Source organism: uncultured Campylobacter sp., from assembly GCF_937997535.1.
Taxonomy (GTDB): Bacteria; Campylobacterota; Campylobacteria; order Campylobacterales; family Campylobacteraceae; genus Campylobacter_B.
The window spans coordinates 1-19303 of the sequence record NZ_CALKTT010000024.1 but is presented as its reverse complement, the minus strand read 5'-3'; the positions used below and the strand labels follow the sequence as shown (position 1 = coordinate 19303).

Below are 19303 nucleotides of genomic sequence, written 5' to 3'. Positions count from 1 at the left end.
ATTTCGCTGTAACCGGCGCTAAATTTTAAAATTTAAAGAGAAAATTTGAAAACGCTAAAGCAATTTTTTGAAATTCTACGTCCGCACTGGTTCGGCAAGGGCGCGGCGAAGCTGTGGGCGCTGCTGCTGCTCGCGCTTGGTTTTAGCCTCGCTATCATCAAAATCAGCGTGCTGATGAATGCGTGGGATAAGCGCTTTTACGACGCGCTAAGCGAGCTTAAGGACGAGCTCGTTCCCGCGCTCGTGGGCGAGTTTTTGCTCTACACGGCGCTCATCGTGCTTTTTATCGTCTGCGGCAGCTGGCTTCGCAAACTGCTCGTAATCGTCTGGCGCGAGCGGCTAAGCGCGATGATGGAGCGAAAATGGCTACATAACGCAAACTTCTACCGCACTAGCCTTGATGGAAATTTTAGCGCCCGGGGCGGTTCAAATTTAGAAAAACCTGGCGACGCGAATTTAAACGAGCGCGCAGAGTATTTCGCAGCCGAGGCGGACAGCGCGGCTTTATATAGAGACGCAAAGGGGCTTGAAATTTTACCGAGCACGGCGGAGCAAAATGCGGCAGGGCAAAGCGGCGCAAGCGAGAATGAAATTTCATCTAAAACTCGCGCAGATCGTGAAATTTCAAAAAGGGTCTCGAAGCTAGACAACCCCGATCAGCGTATCGCCGAGGACAGCTTGCTGCTCGTGCAAAAAAGCGTCGATCTCGTAAAATCGCTCGTCTATAATCTCGCCAAGCTCATCGCCTTCGTCGCGATCTTGTGGCAGGTCTCGAAGGTGCTGAAATTTGAAATTTTCGGCATGCACTTTGCGATCGAAGGCTTTTTGCTCTACGTCGCGCTTATTTATACTCTTCTTTGCTCGCTGATTACGCATCTCATCGGGCGCAGGCTTAGGGGGCTAAATTTTGCCAAGCAGCGCGCCGAAGCCGACTACCGCTCGGATCTGCTGCTAGTGCGCGAAAACGCGGAAGCCGTAGCCTTTATGCGCGGAGAGGATGCCGAGCGCGGCCGCTTCCGCGCGAGCTTCGGCGAGATCATGAGAAATTGGCGCAGCATTATGAGTACGGAATTTCGCCTCGAATGCTTTTCGGCAAGCTACCTAAAAATCACGAATTTGATCCCGATCTTTGCCTGCTTGCCGCTGTATTTGTCGCGCGCGATGAGCTTTGGCGACATGATGCAGGCGCGCTCGGCGTTTTACAGCGTGCAGGATGGATTTGCGTGGTTTATGGACTATTATAAGCAGATCATGGAGTGGGCGGCGAGCGTGCAGAGGATCTATTAGTTCATCTCGCGCATGGACGGCGAGAGCGCAAATCTGCGTACTTGCGTCAAACAAAGCGACGAAAATTCCGCTCGTTGCGAGGGCTTGTCAGTCTTCACGCCTGCGGACGAGCCGCTGATCGAGGATCTACGCTTTGAGCTTGCGCCCGCGCAGTTTGTGATGCTGCGAGGTAAGAGCGGTGCGGGTAAAAGCACGGCTCTGCGCTATGCAGCGGGTCTTTGGCGATACGGTCGCGGCGAGATCAGTCTGCCGCGCACGGGCGTGATGTTTATCCCGCAAAAGCCCTATCTAGCGCCGCTTAGCCTAAAAGAGCTCATTTCCTATCCGCAGTCGCCGCGCGCAGACGACGCGGAATTTTTAGAAATTTTACGCCGCGTAGGACTTGAGAAATTCGCTCGCATGCTAAACTCGCGCGCCGATTACGTTAAAATTTTAAGCGGCGGAGAGGCGCAGCGGCTTAGTTTCGCACGTATTTATTACCACAAGCCGAGCTTTGTTTTTGCCGATGAGATCACGTCCGCGCTAGATCCTGCCTCGGCGCGCGAGCTGCTACTTGGTCTGCGCGTGGATCTACCAAGGCTCGGCATGCTAGCGATCGTGCATCAAACGGGGCTTGAGGACATATTTGAGCGGACGATAGAGCTTTAAATTCGGCCCTTTAAATTTCACGGCCCAGGGATTTCGCCTTTAAATTCATATCTTTTTAAATCCAGATTTATTAAAATTACTCATTTATATTAAGAGGTGATAAAATTTAGCCGAGACGCTTCGCGCGAAGCCGCTAAATTTTAAAACGAAGCAAGGAGATTTTATGCTTAAAGCGGGGATTGTTTATAAATTTGCGCTCATCGTGCTGCTAGGCTGCGCGCTTTGCATTTTGGGCTTTTCGGGCGCCTACTTTGCGCGCGGCGAGTACGACGAGACGTGGATGAGCCTGCATAAGATCGCGGGATTGGGCCTGCTTTGCGTCGCGATCTTGCATATAATCACGAGGCGAAAGAAGCTCGTAAAGCTCTGGGGCGAGTTTTTGGACGTGGTTTTGAGCCGCAAAAATCCCGGTTTTTGCAATATGGATCGCATAATCGGCGCGATCGAGCGCTATAATATCAAAGAAATCGCTGGTAAAATGGGCTTTAGTGCGGACGAGTTCGTTGCGATTTTGAAATCAAACGGCATCAAGCTCATAAGCGCAGATCAAGACCTGCGCGAGCTTGCGAAGTTTAACGACGAAAAAATTTTCTTCATCTTGGTGCTTTTGATCGAGGCGAAATTCGGCAAAGCGGGCGAATGCAAAGTCTAAATTTTAAAATTCCAGCTAGATCCGCTTCGCAAATTTGCCGCTTTAAGAAATAAAAATCGCTAAGGAGTCTAAATTTAAAACCGAAATTTTACCGCGCTACGTAAAACGTTCAAGATCAAAATTTCATCCAATCTAAGCCAAAATTTTAAAAAATCTATCTTTAATCTTTGAAATTTATTATTATTTAATCAAGAGAAATTATAATATAGCATTTGCAAATCATTCGCAAAATTCTAATTTTGAATAGGGGAGAGTGATGTTTAAGAAATTTTATCTTTCAAATGCCGCGATCGCGCTAAGTTTGTGCGCCGCATTACAATTAAACGGAGCCGAAAACAACGCTACGTCCGAAAATATCAGCGCGCCCGGCGCGGGAGCCGTAAATTCCGCAGCCCCTAAAAACGCTTCCGGTGCGAACGCCACGAGGCTGGGCACCATCGTAGTTACCGCGACGGGCTTTGAGGATATGCTTAAAAACGAGGTTCGCAACGTCTCGGTCATCACTGCGGAGGATATGGAAAACCGCGGCTACCGTGATCTGCGCGAAATTTTAGAAAAGGCGCCAGGGGTTAGCTTTCACGGCGATACGGTCGATCTGCGCGGACAGGGTCAGAAGGCCAATACCTCCGTTAAGGTTCTTCTTAACGGAGTCGCGCTCAATATGATCGACACGACGCCGACGAGTATCCCGATAGATCTCGTTCCTATTGAGGATATAGAGCGCGTGGAGATCATCCCCGGCGGCGGTAGTGTGCTTTACGGCAGCGGCACCAGCGGCGGCGTGATAAATATCATCACGAAAAAGGGCGCCAGATACCCATACGCCAATGTCTCCACCAAGATCGCGTCGTATAATTATAAAGATCTAAATTTAGGGCTCGGCGGAGGCGTGAGCGATAATCTGTTTCTAAAAACCGCCGTTAAGGGCTTTAAGCAGCGCGGATACCGCAAGGGCGAGAAAAATACCGGCTACTACGGTTCGCTCGGGATGCATTATAAAATTTCGGACGATCAAAGCATCTCTTTCGATCCGAGTTTTTATCGCGCCAGAACCTATTCCGTGCCTACTCTGGGTCTTGCCGAGCTTAAAGCGGATCGCCGCCAACAAGGAGGCGAGAGAACCTTTACTAAAAGCACGCGACTAAATTTTGACTTGGATTATGCGGTGAAATTCGGCGATAGATTTGAAGCAAATTTACAGCCTTATTACCAAGATATTAGAATTTTGCAAAAGGGATTTGTGATGAAAGACCGCAAAGAGGGGGCAAATTTAAAAGGCAAGCTCGACTACGACAGCGGCGAGTTCATAGCGGGATACGATTATCTCAAAAACAAGGGCTTTCGCAAGATTGACTTTACCACTTCGATGAATCCTATGGTGAGCCTTTCGCAGCTTACGATCTTTGATATGCAGAAACTTACCCACTCAGTCTATGCTTTAGAAAAGCACAATTTCACCGAGGCGTTTTCGCTTAGTGCTGGCGGGCGTTTTGAGCGCGCCGAATACAAAGTAGATCGCGAAGTCTCTACGACGGTGCGTAGGATGGGGCACATCTTTCACACACAAGAAAACACACACGTAACGGATGATAAAAACAACTACGCTTTTGAGATCACGCCGAATTTTAATTATTCCAAGGATGGCAATCTATATTTTAAATTTGAGCGTGGCTATATCTCGCCGGGCCCTAATCAGCTCATCGATAAGCTCGGTCGCAACGGGCCCTATGTGCTTAATAACCTCAAATCCGAAACTTTTAAAACCTACGAGATCGGTCTTAAAGACCTGATCTACGGACAATACGTGAGCGCTACGATCTTTTGGACCGATACGAAAAACGAGATCGTAAACGAAACCCTGGGCAGCTCGATCACCGACGGTTGGCATTTTATCAATATTGACGAGACGCGCCGCAAGGGCGTGGAGCTGTATGCGGAGCAAAGCCTGCTTTCAAATTTAAAGCTCAGCGAGACCTTTTCATACGTGGACGCCAAGATCCAATCCGGCGCGAATAAAGGCAAGCAGGTTCCGTTGGTGGAGCGCTCGAAGTTCGTTTTGGGGCTCGATTACGAGCCGATTAGAAATTTAACGCTGATGAGCGATTTTAAATATTTCTCATCATCGCACGACGTCAACCACGATAGGATCGACTCGCGCACGATCGTAGATCTGGGCGCTGCGTACCGCTTCGCAAGCGGATTTTTGATAAGCGCGGGAGTCAAAAACGTCTTTGACGAGGAGTATAATTACAACCAAAATTTACGCTCGGACCTCTATACTCCGGCTCCCGGGCGCAATTACTACGCGGAGTTTAAATATACCTATTAGCGTGCGTTTAAATTTAAGCGAGGTTTGAGCTGCGAAATTTAAAATTTATGGGCGAAATTTAAAATTTCACCGCAGCGTGCTTTGCCGCCGCGAGATTAGATTTAATAAAAGGAGCGAAGATGAAACCGGACTATAAAAACTGGGTGCCTAAGGGCATGATCGCGAGCTTTGCCGCGGGCGCGGGCGTGGCGTTAGTTTTGTTTTTGATTTTCGGTGTTTGCGGCACCTTCGTAGGCGGCGTGTTAAGATGGTGTCTTGCGGGGCTTTTCGGCGCCGCGGCGCTGGTTTTGATCGGCTTTACGATCTACTGCGTCGTGTGGTACCGCGCGTTTGATTACGGCGGCAAGCGTCAGCTCTCGCGCGCGATCGTAGAGGGCACGGCGAAATATGTGGATCTGCCCGAGGGCGGGCGCGGGCTGGACGTGGGCTGCGGTAGCGGCGCGCTAACGATCGCCGTGGCTAAGCGCAACCCGCACGCATCAGTGCTAGGCGTCGATCGCTGGGGCTTTGAGTACGCGTCTTTTAACAAGCAGCTGTGCGAATCAAACGCGTGTGCAGAGGGGGTTAGCAACGTTAGCTTCGAGCAGGCCGACGCCACGCAGCTGCCCTTTGAGGACGGCAGCTTCGATGCGGTTACAAGCAACTACGTCTATCACAACATCATGCGCAAGGACCGCCAGGCGTTACTTTTAGAGACGCTTCGCGTGCTTAAAAAGGGCGGCAGCTTCGCTATCCACGATATTTTCGCGCGCGTAAACTACGGCGATATGGACGCTTTCATAGCGCGACTTAAAGAGCAGGGCTATGAGCGGGTCGAGCTAATAGACACGACGCAGGGGCTTTTTATGGACCCTCGCGAAGCCAAATGGCTGATGCTAGGCAGTTCAAAGCTTCTGGCGGGTAGAAAATAGAAAGTCTTTATTCGATTTAAAATCGGTAGCTAACGCGAATAAAATTTTAAAATTATTAAAAATTTTGGAATTCTAATATTTATGAAATTTTAGAATTTTGCAAAATTTTAAGAAAACACAATGTAGCAAATTTTAGAATTCTGCCTAATTTTAAATTTTGAAATTCCACCTGACGCACTACTGCGTTAGTATCGCGACAAATAGCTTGAGCTGCGTTTTGGCTATATTTGCCGTATTGAAGCGGCACATTTTTCGCTCCCGCCGCGTGCCAAATCGGATTTAAATCCCACCGCTTAGAAAATCCGCGAAATTTTTTATAATTCTATAAATCTAAAATTTTATAAATTTTAAAATTACGTATCGTTATGCCACTATCGCGGCAGAGTACTTTAACCGCGCCTACCCGCTGAATATCCGCGCGGCTAAATATCGATAATACCGAGGTGCGAGAGCAAAATTTTAACCCCGATTAAGATCAAAATCACGCCGCCTAAAACGAGCGCCTTTGAGTGCAGGTATTCGCCCGTTAGCTTGCCTGCGTAGCATGCCGCGACGCACAGCGCGAAGCAGACGAGCCCGATGACGCTACAGGCGTAGAGGATGTTTATCTCGCCAAAAGCAAAGGTCACGCCCACGGCCATCGCATCGATGCTGGTAGCGATCGCGCCCAGCACTAGCTCCTTTGTGCTTAGACGTAGAGCTGGCTCGTCCTGCTCGCGGCGGGATTCTGCGATCATCTTAACGCCTAAAAACGATAAAATTCCAAACGCGACGAAGTGATCGATCTGCGCGATAAATTTTACGAAATTTATCCCCAAAGCATAGCCTGCAAGCGGCATTATAAATTGAGCCGCCGCGTAGAAAAACGCGACGCGCGCGATCTGTGCAAATTTAAAATTCGGATATTTCGCGCCGTTTGAGATACTAAGCGCGACGCTGTCCATCGCAAGCGCGAAAGCGATGAGTAAAAGCTCCATATTTAGCCCTTTTGGTATTATAAAAGCGTTGATTATACATTAAAATTTTCGAAATAAAATAATCAATCTTTAATTAGGGAAAAACTTTGCTTAAAAAATTAATCTTTTGTTTATTGCCGCTATTTGCGACTGCTAGCTGGGAAGAGGTCGCCGTAAAGGGGCTGGACGTGATGCTTAGTGCGGGCGCGGGCGATAGCGAAAATTTTAAAAACTCGCTAAGCACTCTGATCGAACGCGCTGCAAATGAATACGAACGCACTGGCGTACAGGATTACGAGCTTGATTTGCCTAGCTACATTACCGAGCGCGCGGGCAAAAAAAGCATCGCCGTGCAGAATATGCAAAGGCTGGCGAGCAAGAAGCTAAGTCTTGCCGTAGAGCCGATCAAAAAGCTCGTACTCGCTAAAATAAAAGATATGTCCGAAGCCGATACTAAGGCAGTAATGAGCGGCGAAGTGTTATTTAGCCACTATCTGCGCACCAATGCCTTTGATGAAATTTACGAAATCATTCGCCCTTTGGCGCGTGAACTAGGAACTGACGCGAGCTTTGTTAAAAGCTTTAAAAGTGCCGTCGGACGCGAGCCTGGAGACGATTTTAGTAGCGAATTTAGCAGCGCCTTCATCAACGAAAGCTTCGATTTTTTAAGCAAAAACGAAAGGGAGTTTCGCAAAAACTCAGGCGCGATTTTAAACGCGATAAAGACGGTCAGATAGGCGCGCAACCACGATAAGATCTCAGCGAAATTTTACTTTAAATTTATGAAAAATTCTATCTCGGAGCTCGCGGAAAATTTTAATTTAAAACCCGCTTTAAATTTTATCTCAAATCAGGCGTGCGAGCGCGCAAAAAACACAGCGCCCGGTGGTAAGGTAAATTTCGCTCCCGCTCCCTACCTCAAAAGAAATTTCAAATTTCAAGACGCGGCCGCCGAGTTAAATTTTATGAGCGTGCGAAATTTAAAATTTTATCCCGCTTCGGCTGGTTTCGCCGCACGCAATCGTGCCTCGGTCAGTTTTGCCGTGCACAATCTCGTAGCGCCCTATTCCGCTCCGCGCGTCAAAAATCTTGAAAGAAAATTCGCTTTAAGCTCCGTGGCTCTTTCGCCAAATTTAAAGTCCGCACAAATTCCGAACTGCGTCGAAAATAAAGCTTTAAATTCCGCAAAAGCTTACAAAACAGATCCTTGCGAAAATTCCGCGAGAAATTTCAAACGAAATTTTATATTAAATTGTGCGGAAAATTTCACTCGCAACGGCGCAAATAGCGCGAGTTTGCTAAATCGAGCGAGCGCCGCAAACGGGCCAAATTTAAGCCCCGCAAAAAACCTCGCCGCTATTCATACGCGACGTTTCAAAAAAAAATTTACCGAGGCCCTTGCAAACGATCCATGCTCCGCTAGCGCGCCGCAGAGCTTTGGATTGAAAAATTTTAAGGCGCGGAATTTTGCGAAGAAATCCAATTCGGCACAGAATTCTAGCTCCGCTCGAAGCTTAAATTCCGCGCAGAATTTAGATTTCGCGCAAAGCTCTAATTCTACGCAGAGCCCTGCTGCCGCGCAAAATTCTGCCTCTACGCAAAACTGCACGCAAAGCTCGAATTCCCCGCAGAGTTTCGGGCAAAATTCTAGTTCCGTGCAAAGCCGCGCGCAAAACCCCGTTCCGCCTAGCAGGCTGTGGGATCTGGGGCTACTTTTCGTAGCGATCGTTTGGGGTTGTACCTTCGTGCCGGTTCAGCGCGCGCTGCATAGCGGCGACGTTTTTAGCTTTTTGTTTTGGCGCTTTTTGGCGGCGAGCATTTTTACCTACCTCGCCTGTCTGCGCTTCGGCGTCAAATTTGACCGCGGCACGATAGGGCGGGGCGTGTTTTGCGGGCTGATGCTATTTTGCGATTTTTCGTGCCAGACCATAGCGCTTGATTATGCGCTATCATCGACGGTGGCGTTTATTTTGGGGCTAAATGTCGTCATCGTGCCCTTTTTGATGCTTGCGTTTTTCGGTAAAAAGGTCGGTGCGAGCGCCTTTGGCGGTGCGGTCGTGGCGCTTTTGGGGCTGTATTTTTTAAGCGGAGCAAGCGGCGCGGTGGGATTTGGCATAGGCGAGCGGTTGACGCTAGTTTCGGCGTTTGCATACGCGCTTCACATCGTCTTTACCGGCGTTTGCGCGCGCAAAAGCAATCTCTACGGCTTTGTGATCGTGCAGTTTATCTGCGTCTGCGTCTGCGCGCTGATCGCGGCGGTTTTCACTCCTCACGCGCAGTTTGAAGGCGAGATAAGGGTGGTTGGAAATTTGATCTTTTCGCCGAGTTTCGATTTCGTTTTTGCGCTGGTTTTAACCTCGATCTTTGCCACCGTTGCGGCGTTTGTGATCCAAACAATGGCGCAAAACCGCGGCGTAAGCGAGATAAAGACGGTGCTGATTTTCGCGCTGGAGCCCGTAAGCGCGGGCATTATGGGGTATGCCTTCGGCGAGAAGCTAAGCGCGCTTCAAATTTTAGGCGCGGCGCTGATACTCGCAGGCATCCTGCTTAGCGAGCTGGGCGGGATTTTAGGCGCGAAGTTTGCTAAAGATCGAGCTTGCGAAAAAGCAGACCGAGGCGACTAGGATTATCGAAGCGCCGCTGGTTAGATTGAGCTTAAAGCTCAAAACAAGCCCCGCCGCACAGAAAAGCGCCGATAGCGCGCAGCTTATCGCCATCATCGAGCCTAAGTTTTTTGAAATTTTTTCGGCGATAAAGGGCGGGATCGTCATCAGCGAGATCACTAAGATTAGTCCTACGATCTGAATCGACGCGACCACCGCGAGGCTCGCCATCACTACGAGGACGTAGTAAAAGACGCTCGTATTTACCCCGCGCAGCAGGGCGAATTCCTTATCGAAGCTGATCGCCAAAAATTGCCTGTAAAAGCACGCCGTAAGCGCCGCAAATGCCGCGCCGCAAATGCCGATGAAGATCAAATTTTCATGATTTATCGCTAAGATCGAGCCGAATAAAAAGCTCATCAAATCGGATTTGTATCCAGGCGTAAGATCGGCAAAGATTATCCCAAGCGCCATTCCGAACGCCCATATCGCGCCGATTACGGCGTCGAAGCGCTCGGTGTTTCGCAGCGTGACGTAGGCGATGAGCAGCCCCAAAAATAGCGCAAATACGCTAGCTCCTAGCACGGGCGAGATGCCTAAAAATAGCGCGATGCCGATGCCGCCGTATGCGCCGTGCGCGATGCCGCCTGCTATGAAGCTCATGCGATTTATCACGACTAAAGAGCCCACAACGCCGCAGACTATGCTGACCAAAAGCCCGCCGAGTAGGGCGTTTCGCATGAAATCATAAGATAAAATTTCAGCCATTTTCGCCCTCCTTGCAGCAGCATTCGTTAAGCGCGAGATCAACGGCGCAGAAGTGCCCGTGCTCGCGTCGCAGGTGATCTAAAAATTCCGCTCTGCCCCCAGGATCGATCTCATGAGTATGCGCCGAGCCGTTTGCGACGTAAAGAGCGCGGTTTGCGTAGTTTAGCGCGAGCTGCACGTCGTGGCTGATTAAAATTATGCCGCAGCCGCTCTCGTTTAGGGATTTTAAAAGCTCGTAAATTTGAACCTGCCCCATCGTGTCGATGCTCGCTAGCGGCTCATCAAGAAGTAAAATTTTAGCCTTCGCGCACAGCGCTCGCGCGATGTAAACGCGCTGTCTTTGTCCGCCACTAAGCTCGCTGATACGGCACTCTGCAAGGTCCTGCATGCCTACGCGCTCCAGGGCTTGCATAGCTTGCTCGCGCTCGGATTTGGAGTAGAAGCCGAAAATTTTCTTATCTATCAGTCCCATCAAAACGACTTCGAGCACGCTGATGGGAAAGCTTTTGTTTATCGCGATGAACTGCGGCACGTAGCCCATTTGCGCCCTGGCAAGCGCAGGCGATCTGCTTAAAATTTCGATCGTGCCCGAGCTTGGTCGCAGCAGCCCCAAAAGCAGCTTCAAAAGGGTGCTTTTGCCGCCGCCGTTAGGCCCGAAAATCGCCAGAAAATCGCGCAGCTCGTAGCTTAAGTTTATATCTTTTAAAATTTCGCGTTTTTCGTAAGCAAAGTTTAAATTTTTTATCGTCACGTCCGCCATGAACGCCCTTTCGCCTAGATTTTGAAAGTATTTATTATAGCCCAAATTCGGAAAAATTGCCAAATTTTGCTATTATTACAAAAAATTTAAAGGCTAGCGGTGGAGAAAATCGGCGAAAAATCAGATGAAAATAGCTGGGATAAAAAGTCCGAAAGTTACGCTAAATTTAGCGGCGAGCTAGGGGATTTTGGCAAGCGGGTGTTTGAGATACTGCGCGGCTGGAGCGTGAGCTTTGCGGGCAAAAGCGTGCTCGACGTGGGCGCCGGCACAGGGGTTTACTCGCTGTATCTCGCGTCGCTGGGCGCCAAGGTCACGGCGATCGATAGCTCGGAGGGGATGCTGCGCGAGCTAAGGCGCAGCGCGCAGGAGTTTGGCATCAGCTTGCAAAACGTATTAAATTTAAGCTTTGCGGGGTTTTGCGAGCGGCTGAGCTGCGATGGTTTTGCAGACGCGGCGGGCGAAAATTTTAAAATTTATCCGCGCCCGCAAAGTAAAATTTCAAACGCGCAAGCTCAAGAAAGCGCCACACAGGCTTTAAATTTAAAAGACGCTGTGAGCAAAAGCCGCGAGAGCGAAAATTTTAAAATTCCCGCAGTTTTTGACATCGCGTTTCTTACGATGAGCCCCGCGCTAAAAAGCACGGAGGATTTTGAGGCGTTTTTGGCTTTGGGCGAGCGCAAAATTTATCTAAATTGGGCGAGCGAGCGCAATTCGTCGATGCTGGCGCCGTTGTTTGAGCGCTTCGGCACAGGAGCTAAAAGACTTGCTACCTCCGCCGAAAAGTTTGAGGCGCTGCTCGGGGCGCGCGACATCAAATTTAAAAGCGAAATTTTAACCGAGAGGCGCGAGCAAAAACGCAGCCTACAAGAGGCGGTGCAAAACGCCGCGTGGCACCTGCATATGGACGGCGCGGAGGCTAGCGAGCGTGAGATCGAGGAGCTTTTGAAAAAGCGGGCTAAAGGCGGGATGATAAGCGATGAGATCGAAGCGAGCTTTAAGTTGTTTTATATTTAGCCTGGCGCCGGTTTTGGGGCTTTGCGGCAATCTTTTTACGCCGCTTGAGATGCCTAAATACGACCCGCAAAAGGCGCGGCTGGGCGCAAAAATTTTTACCGACGTAAGATTTAGCCGTAAAGGCCGCTCCTGCGAGAGCTGCCACAATTTTTATTTAAACGATTCGGGCGCTTCGGTGCGCGACGGACGCGTGCCTACGCTAATAAATTCTTATTATTTTGACCGCTACTTAGGCGATTATAATTTCGCGGGCTTTGAAGCGCGGATCGCAGCGTCGGTCTTTGGCACGAACGAGCTTGATGCGAGCGAAGATAAAATTTTAGAGCTTATTAGGAAGAATTTAGCCTACAAGCAGGCTTTTGAAAGTGCTTACGGCGAGGCGAATATGGCGAACTTCATTGATGCGCTGGCGGAATTTTTAAAGTCCAAAACGGCGATAAATTCCAAATTTGACCGATTTTTGCGCGGCGAGGTTAAGCTAAATGATGCCGAATATAACGGATATGTGCTTTTTGTGCGGCTATGCTCGGCATGTCACAACGGCGTTAGCCTAGGCACCGGCAGCTTTACCAAAATTCGCCCAAGCGCGGAAGAGGAGGATGCGCCTAGGCATAGGCTCACTTCCGATGGATTTGAGCTGCGCCGCGTGCCTAGCTTGCGCAATATCACGCAAACCGCGCCTTACGTAAACGGGCAGACGGATTTGCGTCTTGCGGTGCGGCAGATCGCAAAGGATCTGCTAAAATACGATCTTAGCGATGGGGAGCTTGATGCTTTGATGAGCTTTTTAGCTACGCTTAAAGGCGATATGACGGAGGCGCAGGATGAAAGATAAGATAATGTGGGCTTTGATGGTGGGGATTATGATATTAGGCATAATCATCGCCGGGAATTATTTCTCGTCGCTAAGAGATGTAGCGAGATTTAGCACGATTTCGCGCGAGCTAGCTTTGATCGATAACGCCGATAACCGCTTAAATATATTATTTGATGCAAAGATCGCAAGAAGGGACTTTTCGATTGCAAATGCCGATATGCGCGGCATCTATCAGGTGCTGCAAGCCTTACAAAAAGACAAAATCATCGATAAAATCGGACTTAGCAGCGATGTGCGCGCGATCGGAAGCGCTTTTAGCGATAAAATTTCACTTTTGGACGAGCTTGGGGCTTTAAATTCGCAGAATTTAATCCTTTTTCAAAGTCTGCAGCAAAAATTTTTATCCAGTGGCGCAAATGCGCAAAGAGCAAATCTCTACTCTCAAATTTTAGGGCTTAATTATAAAAATCGCTCCGAGATCTCTGCTTTAAAAAGCGCGTTAGAAAGCGCAGATGCGTCAAGCCCCGACGAAGCTGCGTTTATAGGAATCGCGCGGCAAATTTTAAGGAATTTCGAGCGTCAAAATATCATCGTAAGCGATAATCTCTCGTTGCTCAACGAGCGCTTCGCAAGTCTGCGCGAACGATTTTCTTACGCTAGCGAGGAATTCTACGGCTCGTTTATGCAAATGACGATGCTTTACACGGCGGTGTTTTTGTCGTTTTTACTGCTTACTTACATCATAAATTCCGATGCTTTGCGTAGTAAACGCGCCCTCGCGCCCTATCACGCACTATGCGAACAAGCAGGCGAAGCGATAGTTTTAGCAGATCAAAACTTTAAAATTTTATACGCTAATAAAAGCGTGCTTAGCTTAAGCGGCTACGAACAAAGCGAGCTGGAAGGAAGCGATCTTGGAGTTTTGATGCCCAAAGATAAAGGGATCGAACTTCCTGCGATGGTAAATAAAAGCGCCAAAGATACGCGCCTGCTTCGTAAAAACGGCGAACTAACCGATGTGAGCCTAAGGCTAGCAAATATCGCCGCTGCATCCAAGCCGCCGTTATATGCGCTTTACGCTCATGACATCGGCGAGCGCGAGATTATGAAACTAGCTCTTGCGAGCGCAAAGGAGAGCTTAAACAATCAAGTCTATATCGATCATCTTACGGGCCAGGGCAACGAAGCAGCGCTATATGAGCTAATAAACGCCGAAAAAACGGGCGTAGCGATCTACATCACTATCGTAAATTTTGCAAATTTACGGCTTTTTTACAAGGCGGAGACGACGAATGAAATTCTGCGCTCCTTTGCGCGTACGCTTGCGATGTGTATCGAATCGCACGAGATCAAAGCCAGTATCTTTCGCATCCAATCGGATGAGTTTTGCCTATTTTACGAGGGACTAAATGTCGCGCGCGACGTGGAGATCATAAACAAATATTTTACCGACAAGGTCTTTAATCTCCATACCACCGAGGGCTTTGCCTCCGCGCCTTTAAATATCACGATGGGCGTAAGCGAGCGTGCAGACGTAGCGGGCGGCGCTAATAGGGTCTTTCAGGCGGTTATGGCGATGTATGAGGCGCAGAGCAAAAACGAGCACGTGGGCTTTTACTCGCGTCCAAATGCGATTGAGGAAAAATATCTGCAAAATCAGATTATGATCAACACTATTCAAAACGCGATCAAGAAAAATCAAGTCTTTGTGCTTGTTCAGCCCATATTTGATATTACTCACCGCGATCCTAGTGGTAACACCTACGGCACCGAGGGCGGTGATTATGTCCCGTTAGTATATGAAATTCTAATCCGCCTAATCGGCCGCTCAGGCAAAACACGCTGCCCGGGTGAGTTTATCGATATCGCAAAGCAAACCTCGCTTTACATCCCGCTAACTCAGGTCGTAATAAACGAAGCCTTTCGCTTGCTAGACCGCTTCGCAGGGACTTGCTTTAGCATAAATCTTTCATATTTTGACATCGCAAACGAAGGCATCAAGGAGCTTTTAGAGCGCAAGCTTGCATCCAGCCCAAACGCTTCAAATTTATTTATTGAAATTTTAGAAAGCGAGGAATTCGACGATTACGAGAGCCTTAGAAGCTTCATCGCCGTAGCCAAAAACTACGGCTGCAAGGTCGCAATAGACGATTTTGGCAGCGGATACTCCAACTACTATAGAATTTTAACGCTTGACGTGGATTACATAAAGATCGACGGAGCGCTCATCAAAAACATCGCAAACGACAAAAACTCGCGCGCCATCGTCGAAACGATCGCTAACTTCGCGCGCAAGCAGGGCTACGAGCTCATCGCCGAATACGTAGAAAACCACGAAATTTCAATCATCTTAGAAGAGATGGGGATTAAATATATGCAGGGCTACTTCTACAGCAAGCCGATGGAGCCTTCGAGGATAAAATTCTAATCTCATCTCGTCGTAGCTTTATAGCCCGCCTTTTTAAATTTACGAGCCAAAGATCGCCTTCGTAAGGTGATAAATTTTGATTTAGCAAGCTGCTGTTTTAATACGGAATTTATCTTGGCAAATACTACGCGGTTTTATCGCAAACTTATAGCGCGCACCTTATAGCTAGGATTGCCATGCCTTAAATCCGCCTGCAAATTTTAAAATTTTATGGCGCAAATTTCGATCTATTCGTTTTATAACATTTCGCGCGAGCTTTGAAAATAAAAATTTTAACGAGCTTTGCTCTAATTAGCGATAGAGCCTTCAAATGCAGGCGAAATTTTTAAGTGCAAACTTCCCACTTCAGCAAGAATGGGTTTAAGCTTTAGCCCATTAGCTCAAGCAAATTCGCTCTAAGCCTTCATACTCCCCGTATCCTTAAATCTTTGATGCCACGACAACGCCTCGCTTAGGATGTGCGGAGTATGCCCCGCACAGGGCTGCGCACATGCCCGCTCGAAATAATCTCTCAGCGCGTCTTGGTAAGTGGGATGCGCGATGCTTATCATCGCGCGAGCCCGCTCACGAGGGCATTTACCGCGCAGATCGGCGATGCCGTATTCGGTGATGATGACTTGAGTGTCGTGCTCGGTATGATCAACGTGACTCACGAATGGCACGATAGCGCTGATCGCGCCGCCCTTAGCGAGTGACGGGCTTAAAAATAGCGACAAATATCCGTTGCGAGCGAAGTCACCGCTACCGCCGATGCCGTTTTTCATCTGCGAACCCATGACGTTAGTGGAGTTTACATTGCCGTAGATATCTGCCTCTAGCATGCCATTCATCGATACGACGCCAAGCCTTCTGATGAGTGCTGGCGAGTTGGAGACGTCTTGTGAGCGCAGTATGATGTGCTTGCGGTAGAAATCGATGTTTTTTTGAAATTCCTCGACGCCTGCGGGGCTAAGCGATAGCGCTGTGGCACTTGCAGTACCTACGACGCCTCTTTTGATGAGATCTAGCATGCCGTCTTGGATCACCTCGGAGTAGCACTGCAGCCCTTGGTAGCCAGCATTTTGTAGCGAGCTAAGCACGGCGTTAGCGACGTTGCCGATGCCCGATTGTAGCGGCAGTAGCTTCTTTGCGGGAAGTCTGCCGCAAGCTTCCTCGTTTTTTAGAAATTTTACGACGTTGCGCCCAATCGCACTTGAAATTTCATCCACGGCAGTAAAATTATTGACGCGATCATGCGTCCTAGCCTCTATGACAGCGACTACTTTGGCAGAATCTACATGCATGTAAGGGCTGCCTACGCGATCGCCTACCTGCTTGATAGGCAGATCCGCAGTGTGCGGCGGCAGGCGCAGATCCGTAACGTCGTGAATGCCCTCCAGCTCAAGCGGCTGATAGTAATTCACTTCTAAAATCACGCGATCGGCGATATCGAGCCAGGCTTGGTTGTTGCCTAGCGATGTGGACGGCACGAGCTCGCCGCTTTCTTTAATCGCTACCACTTCGATCACAGCAAAGTTTAGATGTGGAAAAAAGCCCGCCTTAAGCTGAGCAGCAAGGCTTGATAGATGCACGTCCGTGTATCGCACGGCGCCGCTATTTATCGCACGGCGCATATCGGCATCCGTAAAAAACGGCGCGCGAAAGCTCACGGCACTTGCTTTTGTCAAAACTCCGTCTAAAAGCGGATCGGTCGATGCACCTGTAAAAATTTCGATTTGATAGGGCTCGCCTTTTTCGTGCAGCGCCGTCGCTCGTTGTGCCAGAGCTTGTGGTAGCGCTAGCGCGCAGCCCGCCCCAACAAAGCCGCTAAAGCCCACCGATGCGCCGTTTGGGATCAGCTCGCAGGCCTCCTCGGCGCTCATAATTTTTGATTTTAGATATTCGTTTTGCACGCGTGAGTTCATTTTTCAGTCCTAGCCGTGATTTGGGCGAAATTATAATATTTTTGCGCTAAATTTCAAAATCTAAAATTTCGTGCACGAGCTAGGCTATAGAGCAAAATATGGGGGCGGTCGGTTGGGATACGCCTCAAAACGCCTCCGATCAGGCTTTTTTGCTTCGGCGGTTTGAAATACACGCTTGCACAAGCGCTCGGTAGATAGGATTTTAAGCGCGATTAGAGCTTGGTTTGATGGTCTCGCCACGATACCATCAAACGTTCATCGCGCGCCGAATTTTGCGGAATTTAGGCGCAAAATTTACGCATAATTTGCGAGCTGCGATATTTAAATTTAAGCTTCCTTTTGCAATTTAATCGCTCACCGCACTTAAATTTAAATCCCCGCCTCGCAATTTTAAAATAGGCGTTTTGAAATTTATCGCTCGTGGCGTTTAAATTCCGCGTCTAGCGAGCTTTGAGTCTACATTTGAAATTACATCGCTTGCGGTGCACGCATTTGCCCGCCACACCTGTATTTTAATCCGCATTAATTGAAATTCCCTCTGCCTGAAATTCTTGCCTCTTCGCACAAGACGGCAGTTTAAAATTTCAAATTTCGCGCTTGTTTTGGAGCGGCTCGATATAGATACGCAAAATTTTGATAAATTTTACGCTCTCGAAATTCTAAAAATTATATCGTCACGATTAAATTGCAGATTTTGTTTAAATTCTAGTTCTTAAAATTATAGCTCCAGCCGTTGCACGAGATTTTTAATTCAAAGGGCTTTACCCCGCAAATTCTAATCTCTGCTGAGTCTAAAATCGACGCCGCTTAATACATGAATTTAAACGCGTTTTAGAATTTAAAATTTAGTCCGCCTTGTTACCATTTTCGGTCGAGCTTTACTAAAATTTCGGCAAATTTTATTTTGCTAAAATTCCAAAAATTTTATCGCCGCAAAATAGGGTGAAATTTTATCTCTGCGGCTTGCCGTCGCCGAATTTTGCGACTATCTCCTCGCTGCAGCTCTCCTTGGGCGCCCAGCCATCGCGCTTCATCCGCGCCAGATTGTCGCAGGCCTCCTGTGAGCCGCCCTCGCAAAGCTCGTCGTATATCACGAGGCTGCGGCACTGCCCGCTCGCGAAACTCTCCAGCGCCGCGGCGTTGCCTAGACAGGCTCGCTCGCGCAGATCGCTCATCGCGCGCCCGCTCGCGCCGCCCATTTTATCTCCCTGCTTCCGCTCGGCGAGGGTGGCGAGCTCGCACGCGTTTGCGAAAAAGCTCTGCGCTTTGAGGCGGTTTCGCACGACGCCGCGACCGCCCAGCTCGTATCTCATCGCCGCTTCGTAGCATGCGGCGGCGTCCTTTTTACTGCACTTTGCTAAAAGCGCGCTAGTTTTTGCGCTGCTAAATTTAAACTCTTTGGCTTCGCTGCCCGCGTTTGCTAAACTAAGCGCCAGCGCCGCCGCCAGCGCAAGCTTTAAAGCTTTCATCTCTACTCCTTTTGATTTTGTTTATTCGCTCGCTCGCCCCGATTTACTGCTTCATCGCGTGCCGCGTTCGCAACCCGCTAAAATTTCAAAGGCTCGCGCGCCCTATTTGCGATCGAAGCTTGGAATTTTATCGCCTCTACCGCGCTAATTTTTCGGCAGTAGATCGAGCACCGCGCAGGCACGCTTGTTATGCATTTTACATGCCTTATCTAGCGCTTTCCCCGAGAGCTCAAAGCTTTGAGGGGTGCCAATCCCTTGGAGATATTTGACCGACAGCTCGTAGCACGCTTCGCTACTGCCGGCATCGCACTGCTCGCGAAAAAGCTCAAACGACGCCACGACGTCCTTTTCTACGCCGAGGCCGCGTCCGAGCGCATCTGCGTAGAAAAAGCACGATAGCTGATCTTTGCGCTCGCAGCCGCTTTTCAGACCGCGCGCGACGCGCTCGCAGGAGCTTTCATCACTTTTTACGATGCAGCTTTGCAGATCCGCCCGCGAAATTCCGTCCGTTTGGATGACCGCATCGGCGCTGCTTTGTGAGCCGGCGCTTGCTTCGCCGCTCTTTATAAAGCGCGCGCTTGCGGTCTCGCCGATACTCGTTGTTTTGTCCGTTTTGCCCGCCGCAGAAATTTTATCCGCTCGCCCGCTTTCGCCGCAGTTTGCCGCAATGGCGCAAAATAGCGCCAAAAATAGAAATTTTTTCATACCCGCCTCCGTTAAATTTAGCGCCATTTTAATTAAAAATGCTGAATTTAAG

Annotated in this window: 16 protein-coding genes; 10 read left to right on the top strand and 6 right to left on the bottom strand. The window is 49.0% G+C overall.

Going from position 1 to position 19303, the window contains the following annotated elements; all coding sequences use genetic code 11:
- Positions 1-45: 45 nt before the first annotated feature.
- The 5 genes from Q0117_RS02595 to Q0117_RS02575 all read left to right on the top strand — a co-directional run bounded on the left by Q0117_RS02595 (position 46) and on the right by Q0117_RS02575 (position 5827).
- Entirely contained in the window at positions 46-1287 is a 1242-nt protein-coding gene (locus Q0117_RS02595; protein ID WP_297922118.1) for an SbmA/BacA-like family transporter, read from the top strand.
- Positions 1288-1299: 12 nt separating this feature from the next.
- The gene (locus tag Q0117_RS02590) at positions 1300-1935 is read left to right on the top strand and encodes an ATP-binding cassette domain-containing protein (protein WP_297922115.1); all 636 of its coding nucleotides are present in this window, start codon (positions 1300-1302) and stop codon (positions 1933-1935) included.
- Between the two features lie 163 nt (positions 1936-2098).
- The gene (locus Q0117_RS02585) at positions 2099-2587 is read left to right on the top strand and encodes a chemotaxis protein (protein ID WP_297922113.1); all 489 of its coding nucleotides are present in this window, start codon (positions 2099-2101) and stop codon (positions 2585-2587) included.
- Between the two features lie 256 nt (positions 2588-2843).
- The gene (locus Q0117_RS02580) at positions 2844-4916 is read left to right on the top strand and encodes a TonB-dependent receptor (protein WP_297922110.1); all 2073 of its coding nucleotides are present in this window, start codon (positions 2844-2846) and stop codon (positions 4914-4916) included.
- Between the two features lie 119 nt (positions 4917-5035).
- Positions 5036-5827 carry a class I SAM-dependent methyltransferase gene (locus tag Q0117_RS02575; protein WP_297922107.1) on the top strand — a complete coding sequence of 264 codons (792 nt, stop codon included), beginning with the start codon at positions 5036-5038 and terminating at the stop codon, positions 5825-5827.
- Positions 5828-6249: 422 nt separating this feature from the next.
- On the opposite strand, the gene Q0117_RS02570 is transcribed toward Q0117_RS02575, so the two are convergent.
- Positions 6250-6804 (bottom strand): manganese efflux pump MntP family protein, encoded by a 555-nt coding sequence (locus tag Q0117_RS02570; protein WP_297922104.1) that lies wholly within the window; start codon positions 6802-6804, stop codon positions 6250-6252.
- 86 nt (positions 6805-6890) lie between these two features.
- Between Q0117_RS02570 and Q0117_RS02565 the strand changes: the two genes are divergently transcribed.
- Both Q0117_RS02565 and Q0117_RS02560 read left to right on the top strand, forming a co-directional pair.
- Positions 6891-7520: a hypothetical protein gene (locus Q0117_RS02565; protein WP_297922101.1), complete on the top strand. Its 630-nt coding sequence runs from the start codon at positions 6891-6893 to the stop codon at positions 7518-7520.
- Positions 7521-7565: 45 nt separating this feature from the next.
- Positions 7566-9407 carry a DMT family transporter gene (locus tag Q0117_RS02560; protein ID WP_297922098.1) on the top strand — a complete coding sequence of 614 codons (1842 nt, stop codon included), beginning with the start codon at positions 7566-7568 and terminating at the stop codon, positions 9405-9407.
- On the opposite strand, the gene Q0117_RS02555 is transcribed toward Q0117_RS02560, so the two are convergent.
- Both Q0117_RS02555 and Q0117_RS02550 read right to left on the bottom strand, forming a co-directional pair.
- A complete protein-coding gene (locus Q0117_RS02555) occupies positions 9351-10154 on the bottom strand; it encodes a metal ABC transporter permease (RefSeq protein WP_297880970.1) in 804 nt (267 codons plus the stop codon). The two genes, Q0117_RS02560 and Q0117_RS02555, sit on opposite strands and share 57 nt — an antisense overlap.
- A complete protein-coding gene (locus tag Q0117_RS02550) occupies positions 10147-10914 on the bottom strand; it encodes an ABC transporter ATP-binding protein (RefSeq protein ID WP_297922123.1) in 768 nt (255 codons plus the stop codon). Before Q0117_RS02550 ends, Q0117_RS02555 begins: the two co-directional genes overlap by 8 nt.
- A gap of 99 nt (positions 10915-11013) precedes the next feature.
- On the opposite strand from Q0117_RS02550, the gene Q0117_RS02545 reads away from it, so the two are divergent.
- Genes Q0117_RS02545 through Q0117_RS02535 form a run of 3 tightly spaced genes read left to right on the top strand, consistent with a single transcriptional unit; the run spans position 11014 to position 15173 of the window.
- Positions 11014-11928, top strand: coding sequence for a class I SAM-dependent methyltransferase (locus Q0117_RS02545; RefSeq protein ID WP_297922095.1), 915 nt, complete (start codon positions 11014-11016; stop codon positions 11926-11928).
- A complete protein-coding gene (locus tag Q0117_RS02540) occupies positions 11891-12763 on the top strand; it encodes a cytochrome c peroxidase (protein ID WP_297922093.1) in 873 nt (290 codons plus the stop codon). The genes Q0117_RS02545 and Q0117_RS02540 overlap by 38 nt, the downstream gene beginning before the upstream one ends.
- Positions 12753-15173 carry a GGDEF domain-containing phosphodiesterase gene (locus tag Q0117_RS02535; protein WP_297922090.1) on the top strand — a complete coding sequence of 807 codons (2421 nt, stop codon included), beginning with the start codon at positions 12753-12755 and terminating at the stop codon, positions 15171-15173. Before Q0117_RS02540 ends, Q0117_RS02535 begins: the two co-directional genes overlap by 11 nt.
- A 395-nt stretch (positions 15174-15568) precedes the next feature.
- Here the strand turns inward: Q0117_RS02535 and Q0117_RS02530 are convergent, their stop codons facing one another.
- The 3 genes from Q0117_RS02530 to Q0117_RS02520 all read right to left on the bottom strand — a co-directional run bounded on the left by Q0117_RS02530 (position 15569) and on the right by Q0117_RS02520 (position 19251).
- The gene (locus tag Q0117_RS02530; RefSeq protein WP_297922087.1) at positions 15569-17077 is read right to left on the bottom strand and encodes a succinate CoA transferase; all 1509 of its coding nucleotides are present in this window, start codon (positions 17075-17077) and stop codon (positions 15569-15571) included.
- Between the two features lie 950 nt (positions 17078-18027).
- On the bottom strand, positions 18028-18546 hold the full coding sequence (locus tag Q0117_RS02525) for a hypothetical protein (protein WP_297922084.1): 519 nt from the start codon (positions 18544-18546) through the stop codon (positions 18028-18030).
- A gap of 144 nt (positions 18547-18690) precedes the next feature.
- Positions 18691-19251, bottom strand: a complete 561-nt coding sequence (locus tag Q0117_RS02520) for a sel1 repeat family protein (protein ID WP_297922081.1) — start codon at positions 19249-19251, stop codon at positions 18691-18693.
- Positions 19252-19303 lie beyond the last annotated feature (52 nt).

Bases quoted from the DNA above. Each gene is read 5' to 3' on its own strand.
- Q0117_RS02590 (WP_297922115.1), top strand. From the start codon at position 1,300: ATGGACGGCGAGAGCGCAAATCTGCGTACTTGCGTCAAACAAAGCGAC.
- Q0117_RS02585 (WP_297922113.1), top strand. From the start codon at position 2,099: ATGCTTAAAGCGGGGATTGTTTATAAATTTGCGCTCATCGTGCTGCTA.
- Q0117_RS02580 (WP_297922110.1), top strand. From the start codon at position 2,844: ATGTTTAAGAAATTTTATCTTTCAAATGCCGCGATCGCGCTAAGTTTG.
- Q0117_RS02575 (WP_297922107.1), top strand. From the start codon at position 5,036: ATGAAACCGGACTATAAAAACTGGGTGCCTAAGGGCATGATCGCGAGC.
- Q0117_RS02570 (WP_297922104.1), bottom strand. From the start codon at position 6,804: ATGGAGCTTTTACTCATCGCTTTCGCGCTTGCGATGGACAGCGTCGCG.
- Q0117_RS02560 (WP_297922098.1), top strand. From the start codon at position 7,566: ATGAAAAATTCTATCTCGGAGCTCGCGGAAAATTTTAATTTAAAACCC.
- Q0117_RS02555 (WP_297880970.1), bottom strand. From the start codon at position 10,154: ATGGCTGAAATTTTATCTTATGATTTCATGCGAAACGCCCTACTCGGC.
- Q0117_RS02550 (WP_297922123.1), bottom strand. From the start codon at position 10,914: ATGGCGGACGTGACGATAAAAAATTTAAACTTTGCTTACGAAAAACGC.
- Q0117_RS02540 (WP_297922093.1), top strand. From the start codon at position 11,891: ATGAGATCGAAGCGAGCTTTAAGTTGTTTTATATTTAGCCTGGCGCCG.
- Q0117_RS02535 (WP_297922090.1), top strand. From the start codon at position 12,753: ATGAAAGATAAGATAATGTGGGCTTTGATGGTGGGGATTATGATATTA.
- Q0117_RS02530 (WP_297922087.1), bottom strand. From the start codon at position 17,077: ATGAACTCACGCGTGCAAAACGAATATCTAAAATCAAAAATTATGAGC.
- Q0117_RS02525 (WP_297922084.1), bottom strand. From the start codon at position 18,546: ATGAAAGCTTTAAAGCTTGCGCTGGCGGCGGCGCTGGCGCTTAGTTTA.
- Q0117_RS02520 (WP_297922081.1), bottom strand. From the start codon at position 19,251: ATGAAAAAATTTCTATTTTTGGCGCTATTTTGCGCCATTGCGGCAAAC.